The sequence below is a fragment of the Enterobacter roggenkampii genome, assembly GCF_001729805.1.
Taxonomy (GTDB): Bacteria; Pseudomonadota; Gammaproteobacteria; order Enterobacterales; family Enterobacteriaceae; genus Enterobacter; species Enterobacter roggenkampii.
Genome location: NZ_CP017184.1, coordinates 3197439 through 3212514 on the forward strand (window position 1 = coordinate 3197439; position 15076 = coordinate 3212514).

The window sequence follows — 15076 nt, forward strand, 5'->3', positions numbered from 1 at the left end:
GTAATTGCGTATTACGCATATTAATGTATAGTTACGACTTGCGCAAGTTGCTTTGCATATCACGCAAAAACAACCTGTAATGGACGCATGAACATAGGAAACCGCATTAGAGAATTACGCCTCGAAAAGGGCATGAAAATTTCAGATCTTGCTGAAGCTGTAGGTATTGACGGTGCGAACGTCTCACGGGTTGAGACTGGAAAACAAAAGTCATTTACTGAACAATCGCTTAGCAAATATGCTACGGCACTTGGTGTTAGCGTGGCAGAACTCTTTACACCGTCTCCAAATGAAACTACTGTATGTAAATCCAGTGGTAAAAATCCAGCTTATGGAGAGGGTGACCCTGTGTTTAGAGTCGAGTTGCTCGATGTCAGCGCCAGTGCTGGCATGGGCCATATACAAGGTAGTGATGTCGTCGATGTCATCAGGTCCATTGAGTACAACAACGAAAGAGCCGCCGTATTATTTGGTGGGAGAACACCAGATACGGTCAAAGTGATTAACGTTCGTGGTGACAGCATGGCTGATACCATTGAACCAGGTGATTTGATATTCGTTGATATTTCGATCAATGAGTTTGATGGTGATGGGATTTATGTATTTGGTTTTGATGATAAAATTTACGTCAAAAGATTACAGATGATCCCAGATAAAATTCTTGTCATTTCCGATAACCCTAAATATCGGGAGTGGTCAGTGGATAAGTCCAATGAAGACAGATTTTACGTTTTCGGCAAGGTAATGATCAGCCAGTCGCAGTCAGTTAAACGGCACGGATAACATCCCCTAAGAACAAATAACCGCCGACACGGCGGTTTTTTTACGCCCTTTCAATTGCGTTTTACGCATTTTATTTCTTGCGCATTTCGCAAATATCTTTTATCTTCATTTTCATCAACAGCGAACAGGCAGGAAGCCCACGAAGTAGCCGCCGGTGGCGTATGAATGACCGGATGATTCGCGAATGGCTTACCACCGCGCCTGATGTGGTTAAAAGCAGGCCAAAGCAATAAGAAGTGATCCCTGTTCTGGCTGCTCACTTTCCCCTTGAGGGTGACAGCCAGCTTTTTAAGGGCACAACGTGAAAGCGCACTCCTTCTCTCTTTCACTGCGGGGGCAGGTTTGTTACCGAAAGAGTGCGCTTCCAGTTGTGGTAATGCGGCTCTGCGCACGTGACGAGGCCAACAAGTTTTTATTTCAACTTTTGAAATGAATACGTTTCTTGAGGTGTAGCGTCGCCGGTTCTGGCCGGTCCGGCAGGTGGAGGCACCACCGCCACAACAACATCATTGCTGTGTGTAGTCTTTGCCCATCACATCGGTGGGCACCTTTTTACACAAGAGACAAGGGCATCACCGGGCGACGGGCTCATTCCCCAATCCACCCGGGCGCTATGGAAATGGACCTCCTACCCATAGCCAAAGCGCAGGTGCCCTTTTCTGTTGTGTATGGAGAAGTTCCACTGGCGGTGGCAGCCGCCTCACAGAGGGTTAAACCATGAGTAATGACCGCATGACCGTAGTGCCTGATTTCCTGGGCGAACTGGATGCCGGCGTGTTCATGAACAAGATCGCGGCAGCTTTAAACACTACCGCGCTTGGCGTTCTGAACAACGGTACCAAAGGCAAAGTAGTCCTCACCTTTGATATTGAGCGTATGGGTAACTCCGTCGAAGAGAAGCGCGTCAGGATCAAGCACAAGCTGAACTACGTCACCCCAACCCCGCGCGGTAAAGCCTCCGAAGAAGACACCACCGAAACACCAATGTGGGTTAACAAAGGCGGCAAACTGACCATCCTGCAGGAAGATCAGGGGCAGCTGTTCGGGATCAACGGCGGCGTTGACGGAAAGCTTAAAGCGGCACAGTGATCCGCAGCAGACAAATCACTGACATCCCATTGACCACATATTAAGGAAATTTTATGTCCCAGATTTTAGACGGCAATGCCCTGCAGCAGGTGAAAGACCTGGTTCTTTCCGGTTACCACTTGGATGCAGCAAAAGTTACGGCATGCCCGACTGCCCTGCTTCCTGAAGGGGTTCACGTAGAAAGCCTTGAGCGTTTCGAGTTTGAGCGTTTTCGCTTCCGTGGCGCCATGACCACAACCAGTATTCCTGATTTTGTGCGTTACGCCGCAGGCTACGCCAAAGCCGACGAACCAGCACGATGCTTTATCGATGCAGACAACATGACCGCACGCTCCGTGTTCAATATCGGTACGCTGGCTAACCCGGGCCATGCTGATAACATCGCCTCGATCACCCTTAAAAAGACAGCGCCATTCCGAGCCCTGCTTCAGGTAAATGGCGATCGACTGGGCCAGAAAGAAATTGCTGAATGGCTGGAGGACTGGGCCGACTTCCTGACCGCATTTGATGCCGACGGTAATGTGTTGTCCATCGCGCAGGCAGCTGGTGCTGTTCGCCGCGTCAACATTAAACAAGTCTCAGAATCAGCTCATGAAGACGAAGATTTTGGTGGCAAAAAGTCCCTGATGCAGAGCGTTGAAGCCAGCAGTAAAGACGTCATGCCAGTGGCCTTTGAGTTCAAATGCGTTCCATATGAAGGCCTTGGCGAACGCCGCTTTAACCTGCGTAACAGCCTGCTTAAAAGCGGGGAACCGGTGTTTGTACTCCGCATTGTTCAACTGGAAGCCCAAGAAGAAGCTATCGCCAACGAGTTCCGTGAACTGCTGATCGAGAAGTTCACCGACAAGCCGGTTGAAACCTTTATCGGTAACTTTAAAGCGTAATTTCTCTGCATTAAATCCCCGGCTCCGCGGGGATTTATTGAAGCGTAATTCCCTTTATTAATCGCCAATGGCGAGGGATTCGTACAACCAAAAACTGGCGCAGGTGCAGCTGCCAAATATGGAGAAGAAAAGACGATGAGTTATATCCAGACACTTTCAGGAAAGAAATTCGATTACCTCAATTCAACCGCTGACGATGTGGAGATCGAGGATATCGCGACCGCACTTTCCCACATCTGCCGCTTCACTGGTCATCTGCCGGAATTTTACAGCGTGGCCCAGCACTCTGTGCTGTGCAGCCAAATTGTGCCGCCAGAGTTTGCCTTTGAAGCCCTGATGCATGACGCGGCCGAAGCGTATTGCCAGGACATCCCAGCCCCCCTGAAGGCATTGCTTCCAGATTACCGTCGCATTGAAGAGCGGGTAGAACAGGTGATCCGGGCCAAATTCAGCATCACTCCTGATATGTCAGCGGTAGTGAAATACGCCGATCTGGTTATGCTTGCCACGGAACGCCGCGATCTGGATATCGACGACGGCTCACTCTGGCCTTGCCTCGAAGGTATTCCGGCCAGCGACATTATCCAGATCGTTCCTCTTCGCCCAGGCCAGGCATATGGCTTGTTCATTAACCGTTTCAATGAGCTTACGGAATCACGCGCATGCCTCGCATGAAGATAAAAGAACTGGTAGCCGCAGCCCATGCTGCGGCGGGGAAACTGCCACCAGCAGAAGCCTCTCTGATGCGTGAGGTAGCCACTCGCCTGGACGTTACATTTGCCGCCTTGACGGAATCGATGGACCAGCGAATGAGCCTTGACGCCGAAATTAACCATCTTCGTCAGGAGTCCGTCCAATGACCACCAACAAATACGCGACTCTGCGCGGCACAATCGCCAGAGCTAAACGCAACGACTGCCAGAAGGTAGTGATGCGTGTGACGTTAGTTGAAGAACTCCTCCTTCGACTGTCAAACGCTGAGAAGCAGGTAGCTGCGCTGGCTGCGGAGAATGGTCAAATACTGCGCCTTCTGACAGACATTAGTGATAACCACGAAGAATACGTTAACCAGGACGAGTACCTGTACGCCGGAGTGCCGATGGATTATGTATCTGAAATTAACGCATACGTTTCACGCGATGTAGAAGCAGAAAACCCATTCAAAGAGACAGACGCTTTCCTAGCTGAAGTGCGGGCCAGTGCTATTCCCGAAGGTTACGTGCTTGTTCCGCAGGAAATGCACCTGTCGTCAGAAGCTATGGAAGGGATTTGTTTCCACTGCGGGGACGGCGGTTTTGCCTTCGGTGAGTTTACAGACGGACTGCTGTTTGTTGGCGCTATTGACGATAGTGATGGGCAGAAAATTCACGGGCTCCACATCGCCACCGCTGATTATCCCGAAGAGGGCTGTGCAACCATCTGCGCATTTCTGCCAGCGCCAACTGAAGGAGCCGCCCAATGAGCAACATCGACAAACTCGCATTACGTGAAGTTGCAAAGAACGCGAAAGAGCTTGGCAATATTTCTCGATACACCAAAGCAATGGTTGCGAGACTCGAGTTCAAAGAGGCTGCGACGCCTGATGTAGTGCTGGCGCTGCTGGATGAGCTGGAAGCCGCAGAGAAGCGGATTGCTGAGCTGGAGGCGCGGGAGGTGAAATTGCCTGAGTTGAAAATGCTTCGTGATTACCTGGCCGAAGTAACTCACCGTGAGCGTGAAGATATTCTGGTTGGCGTCCGCCTTGAGTTTTTCAGGGCGCTTGAAGAGGCTGGTGTGAAGGCCGCCGCAGCCGGTAAAGGAGAGTGATATGTCGCTGACGAAAAAACAGCGCGCAGAGCTGCGCATGAAGTTCGGCGGCCGCTGTGCTTATTGTGGGCACGAGCTCGGCGACAAATGGCACGCAGACCACGTCAAGCCGGTCATTCGTTTCGATGGACAGATGCTTCACCAGGAGCGCGATGAAATCGACAATCTGGTACCGGCTTGCCACCCATGCAACCTGCACAAGCACTGTAGCAGCCTTGATGATTACAGACGAATTATCGACGATGGTCGCCGGGAATTTCTCCGGTCGGGGAAAGGTAAGGCGCTGGTTCGTATGGGGCTGGTTGAGATGAAGCCCGATCCGGTTGTTTTCTGGTTTGAACAGTATCAGGAAGGAGCGACAGTATGAGCATTATTACAACCGAACGCCTGACAATGATCCTCTTTAAAACCCAAACGGTGATTAGCGAATGTAACTCGCGTGGTGTTCATGGGTCCGTAGAGGTGAATGCCCGGTTATTCGAAAATGTATTGATAGAGTTATTGCGACACCGCTCCGCCATGCTTCAGGGTGCCGAAAACGCCAAGTCGCGCTGCAGCAACTCTCCGGTGATTCCGGATGGTTGGAAACTGGTACCGATTGAGCCGACGGAGAAGATGGTTATCGAAGGCTTCGAGTCGGAGCCAGACGAATTCTTCAGTAAATCTGAAGTGTGGGAGGCGTATCAGAAAATGAGTGGCTGCGAACAAGCAGCGCATCGGGCCAAGTTATGCTGGGCAGCGATGATCTCAGCAGCACCACAGCAGGAGGTGAAGCTGTGACTAAATCAGAATTCCTCCAGAAGGTAGCGGTGCTGGCCGGTGAATGCCATAAGTTGGCCTGTGAGCTTGACATAGGTGATGAGCGAATAGAGATGTTCGAGATTTATGAAGTGCTTCGCCGAATCCAGCGGAGTGGTGCAGCCGGTGAAATGCTGGCTGCAACAAACCCTTTACTATCCCCTGGAATACCTGAGGACACTGAATGGGTAAATTTCCATAAAGAGGATGGGGCCTGATGCCTAAGACAATCATCATAACCATCGAAATTGATGTTCCGGATCACGCTACCGATAGCGACATATCAGATTGGGTAGACGTCGAGTACGGGCAGTGTGGTGGACAAAAATTAGATAACCCCTGCCGTGGCGATGCCACTGAAGTAATAAACCATTCATGGAAATTTGAGAGCTAACGATGAACGATTTAATGATTGACCTCGAATCAATGGGGAAAAAGCCAAACGCGCCGATCGTCTCAATTGGTGCCGTCTTTTTTAACCCTCAAACAGGTGAACTTGGCCAAGAATTCTACACGGCCGTCTCGCTTGAAAGCGCAATGGCTCAAGGCGCGGTACCGGATGGAGATACAATTCTTTGGTGGCTAAAACAAAGCCCTGAGGCGCGCTCAGCTATTTGCGTTGATGATGCGATGCCTATCACTGATGCACTGTCGGAACTTAGCCATTTCATTCACCGGCATGCATATAATCTCAAATACATGAAGGTCTGGGGTAACGGGGCCACCTTTGACAATGTGATTCTGCGCGGAGCTTACGAACGCGCCGGACGCATTTGCCCGTGGGAATTTTGGAACGATCATGATGTACGCACGATTGTTACCCTCGGTCGCAGTGTTGGTTTCGATCCGAAGCGTGACATGCCTTTCATTGGCGATGTTCATAACGCCCTGGCTGATGCGCGCCATCAGGCAAAATATGTGTCAGCAATTTGGCAGAAAATTATCCCTGCCACCAGCACCAACGAGTAAACCACTCAGCCCGGGTGCAGCCGGGCTTTATGGAGAAGGAAACCATGGCAAAGCTAATGAAAGCGAGTCTCTGGAGTAAGCGCGAATTTACCAAAGACTCCATTCCTGACAACCGTACAATTAAACGTTGGGTCGAAAACGGATTACTCATGGGAAGGATTGTAGATGGTTCAGTTTTTGTCTATGAAACCGAAAAGTGGGGAGTTGACTCAGTTGTTAATCAGGCGGTACGTCAGTTAATAATTGAGGGTTGACCATGGCAGCAAGGCCACGAAAAAAAGAATACCGCCACCTTCCTGATTATCTTTTTTTTGATAAAGATCGCGGCGTGTATAAGTTCACGCTTATAACTGGGAAAAAGAAAACTCTCGGTTCGGATCGAGTAATGGCTATCGCCATCGCCCGAGAATATAACCTGAGGATGCGCCCTGAAAATACACCATCAATAGATTCATTAATTCGGGAATCGGGAGGGCTGAATGGTGAAGCCCACCCGTTTTCTGAACATGTTGATCGTATTATGGAGAGAGCGATCAAAGATGAGCAGCCGTCTAAAAGCACACTTGACGATTGGAATAATGATGCCATCAGGGTTAAAGAATTTTTTAATAACATACCCGCATGCGATATTGAGCTTGAGCACGTAAATGCCTACATACGAAATTACCATTCTGAATCGTCGGCCAATGTTCAGAACCGAAAAGTTAGCTTCCTGAAAAAGCTATTCTCTTATGCTGTTGATGAATCGCTAATGATGGATAACCCTGCAACACGGAAAAAAATGCGGCGTGTCGATAAAAAGGTCCGCCGGCGACTTACTTTGGAACAGTTCCTGGCCATACATGCAGCTGCTGAACCTTGGCTGAAGACTGCAATGGACCTTGCCATACAAACTACGCAAGCGCGCCTGGAAGTTTCCCGGATCCGGTACTCGATCAAGGAACCTCAAGAAGGGGTTTGCGGCTGTGTATGGTTCGATCAGGAGGAGGCTGGCATATTCGGAACGCTTTACATTCATCGGCAAAAAGTGCAGCACAAAGAGGCTTCACACGTCGCTATTCCGATCGGCAGGGCCCTGAAAGAGATCATCGACAACAGCAGAGACAATGTGGCCAGTCCTTATGTTGTTCACCGGCTTCTGGAAAAGAGAAGCAATCCGATAAGCAAGGAAGTTAATCACCCAACACAGGTGGCCCCTGATTATTTGAGCAGGGCATTTTCAGAGCTGCGGGACCGGATAGGTGTAGCGGCAGAATTACCTATCAAAGAAAGGCCAACTTTCCACGAGATTAGAGCGCTGGCGGCTCATATTTTCGAAAGACAAGGTATCGATCCGCAGGCAAGGATGGCCCATAGTGATGCAAAATCGACAAAAATTTATACCCAGAACCATGTGGAATGGGTAGAAGTTCCTCATGCTGAAATTGCCTTTAAAGCCGGGTGATGTATGGGGAAAAACCTACCCGTAACTCATTGATGTATATAGTGCGGATTTTGCAAAAAATGCACTGTTTGTATATACAGTCGAATATGTCGAAGCACCAGTATTTACAAGGGTTACAGCGGATTTATCGCAGTGACATGGGGTGTCGGGGGTCGGAGGTTCAAATCCTCTCGTGCCGACCAAAAACACATTGAAAACCAGCCTCTTATGGCTGGTTTTTTATTTCGCCTCGTCCGGCGTTTTGCGCAGGTACACAAGCGTTACCAGACAAATCACCGCCCCGGCATAAAACGTATATTCCGCCCCAAACGTTTCCCAGATGGCTCCTGCCCCCAGGCTGGCGACTAACAATCCCACGCCGCTGACCAGACTAAAAATGCCGTAGGCGGTACCGCGCAGATCTGCAGGCGCCGTTTTTGCGATCATTGCCGCCAGCAGCCCCTGCGTCATCCCCATATGCACTCCCCAAAGCGCAACGCCCAGAAGCATTCCAGCCCAGTGGGTGCTCAGCGCCAGCACAATATCTGCTCCAATCAGCATCACCAGACCCCACTGCAGTAGCCGGGTGTGGCTCATCCGGTCCGATAACTTGCCAAACGGATAGGCAGAGAGGAAATAGAGCAGATTCATGGCCACCATCACCAGCGGGATCAGCGCCAGCGGCACCCCCGACTGCTGTGCGCGCAGGACAAGAAAGGCTTCACTGAAGCGTGCGAGCGTGAAGATGGCCCCCAGACCAATCACCCACCAGCAGCCTTTCCCGAGACGCCTGAGGTTCTCTTTTTTGATGGGGTTCGTGCGTTTATGTTCGACGGGCGTTTTCGGCTCATGCAGGCCGAAGAAAAGCAGCGCCACGGCGAGCACGCCGGGGATCACCGCGATCCAGAAAATCGTGCGGAAATCATCGTTCCACAGCAGCATCAATCCTACGGCCAGCAGCGGCCCGAGAAATGCGCCGATGGTGTCCATCGACTGACGCAGCCCAAAGGCCGCGCCGCGAAGTTCCGGCGGCGTAACGTCAGCAACCAGCGCATCGCGCGGCGCTCCCCGGATCCCCTTCCCGACCCGGTCAATTAAGCGTGCCCCCAGAATCATGCCGGAAGAAGAGGCGATAGCGAACAACGGTTTACTCAACGCGCCGAGACCGTAGCCCAGAACCGCCAGCCCTTTACGCTTGCCCAGATAGTCACTGATGGCGCCGGAAAACACCTTGATAAACAGCGCAGTGGCCTCAGCCAGGCCTTCAATCAAACCAATGAAAATCACGCTGGCGTCCAGCGTCGTGACCATAAACAATGGCAGCAGGCTGTGAATGATCTCCGACGAGATATCCATCAACATACTTACTCCACCGACCACCCAGACACCTTTTGGGATCTGGCGGAGCGTGGCAAACCGGGATTGCATTAAGCCTCTCCTGCTTTCTGTAAACAAAGGTGCTCTCAACAGAATATCCTGGAAAGGCGAATAAAAATTATCAGGCATAAAAAAAGCCACCCCGCAGGATGGCTCAGTTATCGCAAATCGGTGCTTAGTGCTTCTCACGTCCGCCAAGGAAAAAAATACCCAGCGGTATAGCCAGCAGAACGGTGAATACCAGACTGTAGACAAAGATCATCGCCGACTGCAGGACGTACATGCTGGTTGTCCAGGCAGAGAGAGGAATGTTGTACTGTTCGATGACGCCAACAATCGTGGCACGCCCCACGCACGCGGCAGCAATCATAAACACGACCAGCGACGCCAGGAGGAACTTGCGGCCTTCAGGCGTTTTCAGTTTTGCACGAACCATCTCTCTTCCCTTTTACAGATGAATAACATTATATAGAGTCTAAAATAACACAAACGCCTGCTAGACTCCACGCCAGTACAAACACCTGCATAAATAACAAATACCTGGTTTATTACGCTGTATATATTGAAAATGTAAGTAAATAACACCAATCATTCACGGCCGCTATGTTAACCTGTGCAAGATCGTTTTGACATAAAGGAATGACAATGAAAAACGCACCTAAATTTGCCATCGCACTCATCGCCGCCGCGTGTGTCAGCACCAGCGCTTTCGCCAGCGAAACACCTAAAGCGCAGCCGCTGGAAAAAGTCGCCCCGTATCCGAAAGCGGATAAAGGGATGAAGCGTCAGGTGATTCAGCTTCCGGTTCAGCAGGATGAAGCGAACTACAAAGTGGAGCTGTTAATTGGCAAGACGCTGGAAGTGGACTGCAACCAGCATCGTCTGGGTGGTCAGCTGGAAAGCAAAACGCTGGAAGGCTGGGGTTACGACTACTACGTCTTTGATAAAGTCACCTCTCCGGTCTCCACCATGATGGCCTGCCCGGATGGCAAGAAAGAGAAAAAATTTGTGACAGCGTATCTGGGCGACAACAGCCTGCTGCGCTACAACAGCAAGTTGCCGATCGTGGTTTATACGCCTGAAAATGTGGAAGTGAAGTATCGCGTGTGGAAGGCTGAAGAGAAGATTGAGCAGGCTGTCGTACGTTGAAATTAAGTCGGGTGGCGGCTTCGCCTTACCCGACCTACAAAACAACACCGAACATAGGCCGGGTAGGCGTCAGCGCCACCCGGCTTTTTTACCTTACAGCGCGATATCCGCAACTGGTTTGTTTTCCGGCTGAGGCTTCAGCTCCGCTTTTGGCGCAGCATCCGCAGCCTGCGGTTTGATGTACTGGAGCTGCAGTACGCGGCTGGTGTATTCCAGCTCCTGCTCCGTCGCGCTCACGTTACCGTTCAGCTTCGTGCCGTAGGATGGAATAATGGTCTTCAGCTTCGCCTGCCATTCCGGACTGGCGACTTTATCTTTAAACACTTTTTCCATCAGGTGCAGCATGATTGGCGCAGCGGTAGACGCACCCGGTGACGCACCCAGCAGCGCGGCGATGGTGCCGTCCTTATCGCTCACCACTTCGGTGCCCAGACGCAGCACGCCGCCCTCTTTCGGATCGCGCTTGATGATCTGCACGCGCTGACCCGCCTGCCACAGACGCCAGTCTTCTTTCTTCGCCTGCGGATAGTACTCTTTCAGCGCTTCGAAACGGTCGTCGTCAGACAGCATTACCTGGCTAATCAGGTATTTCACCAGATCGAAGTTATCCAGCCCCACGTCCATCATCGGCTTGACGTTAGAGGTGGTGGTTGCGCTGAGCAGATCCCACAGGGAGCCGTTTTTCAGGAATTTAGTGGAGAAGGTCGCGAACGGGCCAAACAGCACCACGCGTTTGCCGTCAAGCATACGGGTATCGATGTGCGGAACAGACATTGGCGGTGCGCCCACGGAAGCCTGACCGTACACTTTTGCCAGATGACGATTCACCACTTCCGGGTTATCGGACACCAGGAACTGACCGCCCACCGGGAAGCCCGCGTAGTCATCCGCTTCCGGAATACCGGACTCCTGCAGCAGTTTCAGCGCGGCACCGCCCGCACCGATAAAGACAAACTTCGCCTTGATGACGTGCTCGGCTTCGTTGTTTTTCAGATCGGCAACGGTCACGCTCCAGCTGTTATCCGCGTTGCGCTTGAAACCGCGCACTTCGGTGCTGAGCTGCAGGTTGAAGTTCTCTTTTTTCTTCAGAGACGTCACCAGCTGACGGGTAATTTCACCGTAGTTGACGTCGGTACCAATTTCGGTACGGGTCGCCGCCACTTTCTGGTTCGGGTCACGACCTTCCATGACCAGCGGAGCCCACTCTTTAATCTGCGCGTGGTCTTCAGAGTATTTCATCCCGCGGAACAGCGTGCTCTGCTGCAGCGCGGCGTAGCGCGCGCGCAGGAAGTTGACGTTCTGCTCGCCCCACACAAAGCTCATGTGCGGTACGGTGTTGATGAAAGAGTGCGGGTCGTGCAGTACGCCGCTGTTGACCTGGTGAGACCAGAACTGGCGAGATACCTGGAACGCCTCGTTGATCTCTACCGCCTTCTCGATACTAATGGAACCGTCCTTTTTCTGCGGCGTATAGTTCAGTTCCATGAGTGCCGAATGGCCGGTACCGGCGTTGTTCCAGCCGTTCGAACTCTCCTGCGCCACGCCATCAAGGCGCTCGACCATGGTCATTGACCAGTCCGGCTGCAGTTCTTGCAGATAGGTTCCCAGCGTGGCGCTCATGATACCGCCACCGATTAAAAGGACGTCCGTTTCCTGCTCTTTTGGTGCGTCAGCTTTCGCCGCCATAGAGACGGTGTTAAGCCCCACGGCCAGAGAAAAGAGCATGGCAGTCATTTTTTTCATAATTTATGCCTTAGTGTAAAAGTGCTTGATGCGTGGAAATTGCAGGTGAAACAAGCTGCGGGGGCACGGTAACAACTTTTAAATATTGTTTAAAGGTTACGAAATTATTGTAATTGTGAAATTTAATGATGGATTGTTTGTGAGGAATTATCGAAGCGTCTGGTAAAGCGCGGTTTAACTGGCTAGTATGTTGCGTTTTGTGATCGCGCGCACGGAAGCCTGCCCTAACCAGCGAAACGTTATGTCCCTACCCCATTCTGCTGTCTCTCCTGAAAACCGTGTCGCCAGCGTGCTGCGTTCCCCTAAGCAGCTGACGCGTGAAACGCTGGCTGGCGTGATTACCGCCCTGGCGCTGATCCCCGAGGTCATCTCATTTTCCGTTGTGGCGGGCGTTGACCCGAAGGTCAGCCTGATCGCTTCCGTTGTGCTCTGTCTTGCCCTGTCTGTACTGGGTGGTCGCCCGGCGATGGTCACGGCCGCGGCCGGTTCCGTGGCGCTGGTTATTGGGCCCATGGTGCATGAGCACGGCGTACAGTACATTCTTCCCGCCGTGCTCATGGCTGGCGTAATTCAGATTCTGTTTGGCGTGCTGGGCATGGCAAGGCTGATGCGCTTTATTCCCCAGTCGGTCATGACCGGGTTTGTTAACGCCCTCGGGATATTGATTTTCTTTGCGCAGGTTCCGCATTTCTGGAGCCGAAGCCCGCTGATTGTGGGCCTGTTCGTGCTGACGGTACTGATCGTGCTGTGGGTGCCGCGCTATTTCAAAAGCATCCCTTCCCCACTGATTGCGATTGTGCTGTTAACCTTGTTTACCGTTTCAACCGGGCAAAACCTGCCGACCGTGGGCGATGAAGGCGCCATGAGCGGCGGCTTGCCGGGTCTTAGCGAACTTCTGGTCCCCCTCAATTTACAGACGCTGAGCATAATCTGGCCGTGCGCGTTGAGCATCGCGTTTGTCGGCCTGCTGGAATCCCTGCTGACCGCAAAGCTGGTGGATGAGCTGACCGCGACGCCGTCAAGTAAACGCCGCGAAAGCATTGGATTAGGCGTCGGCAATATCCTGGCCGGATTTTACGGTGGTATTGCGGGCTGCGCGATGATCGGACAAACCATCGTTAACGTAGAGATGGGGAAAGGCCGAAGCCGAATTTCAACCTTCGCTGCGGGCATCGTGCTGCTGATCCTGGTGACGGCGCTCAGCGACGTGATGGCCAACATCCCGATGGCGGTGCTGGCGGGCATTATGGCCATCGTCGCCGTTAAAACCTTCAGCTGGCACAGCCTTCAGCCGGCCACGCTGAAAACGGCTCCGATTGCTGAAACGGTCGTCATGCTGGTCACCGTTGCCGCCACGGTATCAACCGGCAATCTGGCGATTGGCGTGCTGGGCGGGATTATCGTCATGGTGCTGCTTCCCGCCCGCATTAAGCGTCGGCTTAAAGCAGAAAAATCGTCGCCAGCCCAAGAAAAATAAAGAAACCGCCGGTATCGGTGATGGCGGTGATCATCACGCTCGACCCCACCGCGGGGTCGCGCCCCAGTTTGGTCATGGTCAACGGGATAATAACGCCCATCATCGATGCCACGAGCAGATTCAGCACCATCGCCAGCATCATCACACCGCCTAGCGCCATATCGTCATACAGCCACCAGGTGATGCCGCCCATAATGCCGCCCCACACCAGGCCGTTGATCAGCGCCACGCCCATCTCTCTGAAGATCAGAAAGGCGAAGTTGCCGGGCTGAATATTTTCCAGCGCCAGCGCGCGGACGATCATGGTAATGGTCTGGTTTCCGGTGTTGCCGCCAATCCCGGCCACAATCGGCATCAGCGAGGCCAGCGCCACCAGCTGCGAAATGGTGTGTTCAAAGCCGTCAATCACGCGGGAAGCGATGAACGCGGTACACAGGTTAATGGCCAGCCACGCCCAGCGCGTTTTCACCGCCTTGCCGACGGAAGCATGGACGTCATCTTCCGCGCTGATCCCCCCCAGCGCACGCAGGTCGTTGTCGGTTTCTTCATAAACGACGTCAACGATCTCGTCGATGGTCAGACGCCCCATCAGTTTGCCGACGGAGTCCACGACGGCGGCACTCACGAGGTCATCACGTTCGAAGGTACGCGCCGCTTTTTCCGCATCGTCCTCCGGGGAGAAGACCATCGGCTCGTTTTCCATCACCTCGCTCACCTTCCGCTGGGTGCTGTTGAGCAGGATGGTTTTCAGCTCCAGTTCGCCGAGGAGGGTTTTATCCCGGGAGGTGACAAACAGCTTATCGGTGTTATCCGGCATTTTGCCCAGGCGACGCAGATAGCGCTGCACGGTGCCGAGCGTCACGTCCGGACGCACCGTGATAACGCCGAACTCCATGATCGCGCCGACGCTGTTTTTCTCGTAGTGCATCACCTGGCGCACGCGCGCGCGTTCATCGGCAGGCAGTGACGCCAGCAGACGGCCGGTCAGGTTTCGCGGCAGGTGCTGAACCAGGTAAATCTGCTCGTCGATATCCAGGGTTTGCAGAGCGTCGAGAATATCCCGGTCGCTCATCTCGTCGATCAGGTCGTCCCAGACGTTTTCTGAGGCCTCAAGCAGCACCTGTCCGCGCTCGTGATCCTGCACCAGACGCCACAGGGCGTGACGTTCTTCCGAGGGAAGCGCTTCCAGGGTATCCGCCAGATCCGGCGGGGGTAAGTGAGCAACCAGCGCACCTACCTCAGCAATATCGTCGGCTAACGTGCCGACATCATATTGCTCAGCCAGGGTCAGTTTGCCTAATAGCGTAGACGTGACCGCTTTATCGGTCGTGAGAAGCCAGATCAGTCGCGCACGTTCCTGGTCACGCTGCCTGGCGCTGTTTTTCTTTAATACCGACATCAATCATAAATCCATGAAATAAGTTGGTATTAAGCATAGCGCGAGGATATGTAAATAAGAATAAACAACGGGCCGGGATGGAGAAAAAAGCGGCATATCGTGCAAATCATTGTGCCCGACGGCGCTACGCTTGCACGGGCCTACAAAATCCCAGGCCGGGTAAGGCGAAGCCGCCACCC

Annotated in this window: 20 protein-coding genes; 16 read left to right on the forward strand and 4 right to left on the reverse strand. The window is 52.7% G+C overall.

Translation table 11 applies throughout. The features are described 5' to 3' along the window. Positions 1–87 precede the first annotated feature (87 nt). From BFV67_RS15040 to BFV67_RS15100, 14 genes are all read left to right on the forward strand, one after another. Positions 88–783: an XRE family transcriptional regulator gene (locus tag BFV67_RS15040; RefSeq protein ID WP_069598597.1), complete on the forward strand. Its 696-nt coding sequence runs from the start codon at positions 88–90 to the stop codon at positions 781–783. 717 nt (positions 784–1500) lie between these two features. Then, entirely contained in the window at positions 1501–1872 is a 372-nt protein-coding gene (locus BFV67_RS15045) for a hypothetical protein (RefSeq protein ID WP_057072056.1), read from the forward strand. A gap of 53 nt (positions 1873–1925) precedes the next feature. Next, positions 1926–2756 (forward strand): YfdQ family protein, encoded by an 831-nt coding sequence (locus BFV67_RS15050; protein WP_069598598.1) that lies wholly within the window; start codon positions 1926–1928, stop codon positions 2754–2756. Between the two features lie 135 nt (positions 2757–2891). Continuing rightward, positions 2892–3431: a hypothetical protein gene (locus BFV67_RS15055; protein ID WP_069598599.1), complete on the forward strand. Its 540-nt coding sequence runs from the start codon at positions 2892–2894 to the stop codon at positions 3429–3431. Next, positions 3419–3616: a hypothetical protein gene (locus BFV67_RS24650; RefSeq protein WP_016247400.1), complete on the forward strand. Its 198-nt coding sequence runs from the start codon at positions 3419–3421 to the stop codon at positions 3614–3616. Before BFV67_RS15055 ends, BFV67_RS24650 begins: the two co-directional genes overlap by 13 nt. Further along, positions 3613–4218 (forward strand): hypothetical protein, encoded by a 606-nt coding sequence (locus BFV67_RS15065; RefSeq protein ID WP_069598600.1) that lies wholly within the window; start codon positions 3613–3615, stop codon positions 4216–4218. Before BFV67_RS24650 ends, BFV67_RS15065 begins: the two co-directional genes overlap by 4 nt. After that, entirely contained in the window at positions 4215–4562 is a 348-nt protein-coding gene (locus BFV67_RS15070; protein ID WP_069598601.1) for an ead/Ea22-like family protein, read from the forward strand. Before BFV67_RS15065 ends, BFV67_RS15070 begins: the two co-directional genes overlap by 4 nt. 1 nt (position 4563) lies before the next feature. Further along, positions 4564–4929: an HNH endonuclease gene (locus BFV67_RS15075; RefSeq protein ID WP_069598602.1), complete on the forward strand. Its 366-nt coding sequence runs from the start codon at positions 4564–4566 to the stop codon at positions 4927–4929. After that, entirely contained in the window at positions 4926–5342 is a 417-nt protein-coding gene (locus BFV67_RS24520) for a hypothetical protein (protein WP_069598603.1), read from the forward strand. Before BFV67_RS15075 ends, BFV67_RS24520 begins: the two co-directional genes overlap by 4 nt. Continuing rightward, positions 5339–5578 (forward strand): hypothetical protein, encoded by a 240-nt coding sequence (locus BFV67_RS15085; protein ID WP_069598604.1) that lies wholly within the window; start codon positions 5339–5341, stop codon positions 5576–5578. The genes BFV67_RS24520 and BFV67_RS15085 overlap by 4 nt, the downstream gene beginning before the upstream one ends. Then, positions 5578–5754 (forward strand): hypothetical protein, encoded by a 177-nt coding sequence (locus BFV67_RS24445; protein WP_016240148.1) that lies wholly within the window; start codon positions 5578–5580, stop codon positions 5752–5754. Before BFV67_RS15085 ends, BFV67_RS24445 begins: the two co-directional genes overlap by 1 nt. 2 nt (positions 5755–5756) lie before the next feature. Beyond that, a complete protein-coding gene (locus tag BFV67_RS15090) occupies positions 5757–6329 on the forward strand; it encodes a 3'-5' exonuclease (RefSeq protein WP_016240149.1) in 573 nt (190 codons plus the stop codon). A gap of 44 nt (positions 6330–6373) precedes the next feature. Continuing rightward, positions 6374–6583, forward strand: coding sequence for a hypothetical protein (locus BFV67_RS15095; protein WP_069598964.1), 210 nt, complete (start codon positions 6374–6376; stop codon positions 6581–6583). Positions 6584–6585: 2 nt separating this feature from the next. Beyond that, positions 6586–7773 (forward strand): phage integrase Arm DNA-binding domain-containing protein, encoded by a 1188-nt coding sequence (locus BFV67_RS15100; protein ID WP_069598605.1) that lies wholly within the window; start codon positions 6586–6588, stop codon positions 7771–7773. Positions 7774–7992: 219 nt separating this feature from the next. On the opposite strand, the gene BFV67_RS15105 is transcribed toward BFV67_RS15100, so the two are convergent. Next, a complete protein-coding gene (locus tag BFV67_RS15105; RefSeq protein ID WP_069598606.1) occupies positions 7993–9180 on the reverse strand; it encodes an MFS transporter in 1188 nt (395 codons plus the stop codon). 124 nt (positions 9181–9304) lie between these two features. After that, a complete protein-coding gene (locus BFV67_RS15110; protein ID WP_069598607.1) occupies positions 9305–9565 on the reverse strand; it encodes a DUF2534 family protein in 261 nt (86 codons plus the stop codon). A 209-nt stretch (positions 9566–9774) separates the two neighbouring features. Here BFV67_RS15110 and eco point away from each other — a divergent pair, with 209 nt between their 5' ends. Continuing rightward, positions 9775–10278, forward strand: coding sequence for a serine protease inhibitor ecotin (gene eco / locus BFV67_RS15115; RefSeq protein ID WP_008500963.1), 504 nt, complete (start codon positions 9775–9777; stop codon positions 10276–10278). Positions 10279–10371: 93 nt separating this feature from the next. Here the strand turns inward: eco and mqo are convergent, their stop codons facing one another. Then, positions 10372–12021 (reverse strand): malate dehydrogenase (quinone), encoded by a 1650-nt coding sequence (mqo, locus tag BFV67_RS15120; protein ID WP_023344564.1) that lies wholly within the window; start codon positions 12019–12021, stop codon positions 10372–10374. Between the two features lie 187 nt (positions 12022–12208). On the opposite strand from mqo, the gene BFV67_RS15125 reads away from it, so the two are divergent. Next, the gene (locus BFV67_RS15125; RefSeq protein ID WP_069598608.1) at positions 12209–13498 is read left to right on the forward strand and encodes a SulP family inorganic anion transporter; all 1290 of its coding nucleotides are present in this window, start codon (positions 12209–12211) and stop codon (positions 13496–13498) included. On the opposite strand, the gene mgtE is transcribed toward BFV67_RS15125, so the two are convergent. Continuing rightward, complete coding sequence (mgtE, locus tag BFV67_RS15130; protein ID WP_021241530.1) at positions 13461–14897, reverse strand: magnesium transporter; 1437 nt, start codon at positions 14895–14897, stop codon at positions 13461–13463. The two genes, BFV67_RS15125 and mgtE, sit on opposite strands and share 38 nt — an antisense overlap. Positions 14898–15076: the final 179 nt, after the last annotated feature.

Excerpts from the sequence above, each read along its gene's own strand:
- BFV67_RS15040 (WP_069598597.1), top strand. The coding sequence starts at position 88 with ATGAACATAGGAAACCGCATTAGAGAATTACGCCTCGAAAAGGGCATG.
- BFV67_RS15045 (WP_057072056.1), top strand. The coding sequence starts at position 1,501 with ATGAGTAATGACCGCATGACCGTAGTGCCTGATTTCCTGGGCGAACTG.
- BFV67_RS15050 (WP_069598598.1), top strand. The coding sequence starts at position 1,926 with ATGTCCCAGATTTTAGACGGCAATGCCCTGCAGCAGGTGAAAGACCTG.
- BFV67_RS15055 (WP_069598599.1), top strand. The coding sequence starts at position 2,892 with ATGAGTTATATCCAGACACTTTCAGGAAAGAAATTCGATTACCTCAAT.
- BFV67_RS24650 (WP_016247400.1), top strand. The coding sequence starts at position 3,419 with ATGCCTCGCATGAAGATAAAAGAACTGGTAGCCGCAGCCCATGCTGCG.
- BFV67_RS15065 (WP_069598600.1), top strand. The coding sequence starts at position 3,613 with ATGACCACCAACAAATACGCGACTCTGCGCGGCACAATCGCCAGAGCT.
- BFV67_RS15070 (WP_069598601.1), top strand. The coding sequence starts at position 4,215 with ATGAGCAACATCGACAAACTCGCATTACGTGAAGTTGCAAAGAACGCG.
- BFV67_RS15075 (WP_069598602.1), top strand. The coding sequence starts at position 4,564 with ATGTCGCTGACGAAAAAACAGCGCGCAGAGCTGCGCATGAAGTTCGGC.
- BFV67_RS24520 (WP_069598603.1), top strand. The coding sequence starts at position 4,926 with ATGAGCATTATTACAACCGAACGCCTGACAATGATCCTCTTTAAAACC.
- BFV67_RS24445 (WP_016240148.1), top strand. The coding sequence starts at position 5,578 with ATGCCTAAGACAATCATCATAACCATCGAAATTGATGTTCCGGATCAC.
- BFV67_RS15090 (WP_016240149.1), top strand. The coding sequence starts at position 5,757 with ATGAACGATTTAATGATTGACCTCGAATCAATGGGGAAAAAGCCAAAC.
- BFV67_RS15095 (WP_069598964.1), top strand. The coding sequence starts at position 6,374 with ATGGCAAAGCTAATGAAAGCGAGTCTCTGGAGTAAGCGCGAATTTACC.
- BFV67_RS15100 (WP_069598605.1), top strand. The coding sequence starts at position 6,586 with ATGGCAGCAAGGCCACGAAAAAAAGAATACCGCCACCTTCCTGATTAT.
- BFV67_RS15105 (WP_069598606.1), bottom strand. The coding sequence starts at position 9,180 with ATGCAATCCCGGTTTGCCACGCTCCGCCAGATCCCAAAAGGTGTCTGG.
- BFV67_RS15110 (WP_069598607.1), bottom strand. The coding sequence starts at position 9,565 with ATGGTTCGTGCAAAACTGAAAACGCCTGAAGGCCGCAAGTTCCTCCTG.
- eco (WP_008500963.1), top strand. The coding sequence starts at position 9,775 with ATGAAAAACGCACCTAAATTTGCCATCGCACTCATCGCCGCCGCGTGT.
- mqo (WP_023344564.1), bottom strand. The coding sequence starts at position 12,021 with ATGAAAAAAATGACTGCCATGCTCTTTTCTCTGGCCGTGGGGCTTAAC.
- BFV67_RS15125 (WP_069598608.1), top strand. The coding sequence starts at position 12,209 with ATGTTGCGTTTTGTGATCGCGCGCACGGAAGCCTGCCCTAACCAGCGA.
- mgtE (WP_021241530.1), bottom strand. The coding sequence starts at position 14,897 with ATGTCGGTATTAAAGAAAAACAGCGCCAGGCAGCGTGACCAGGAACGT.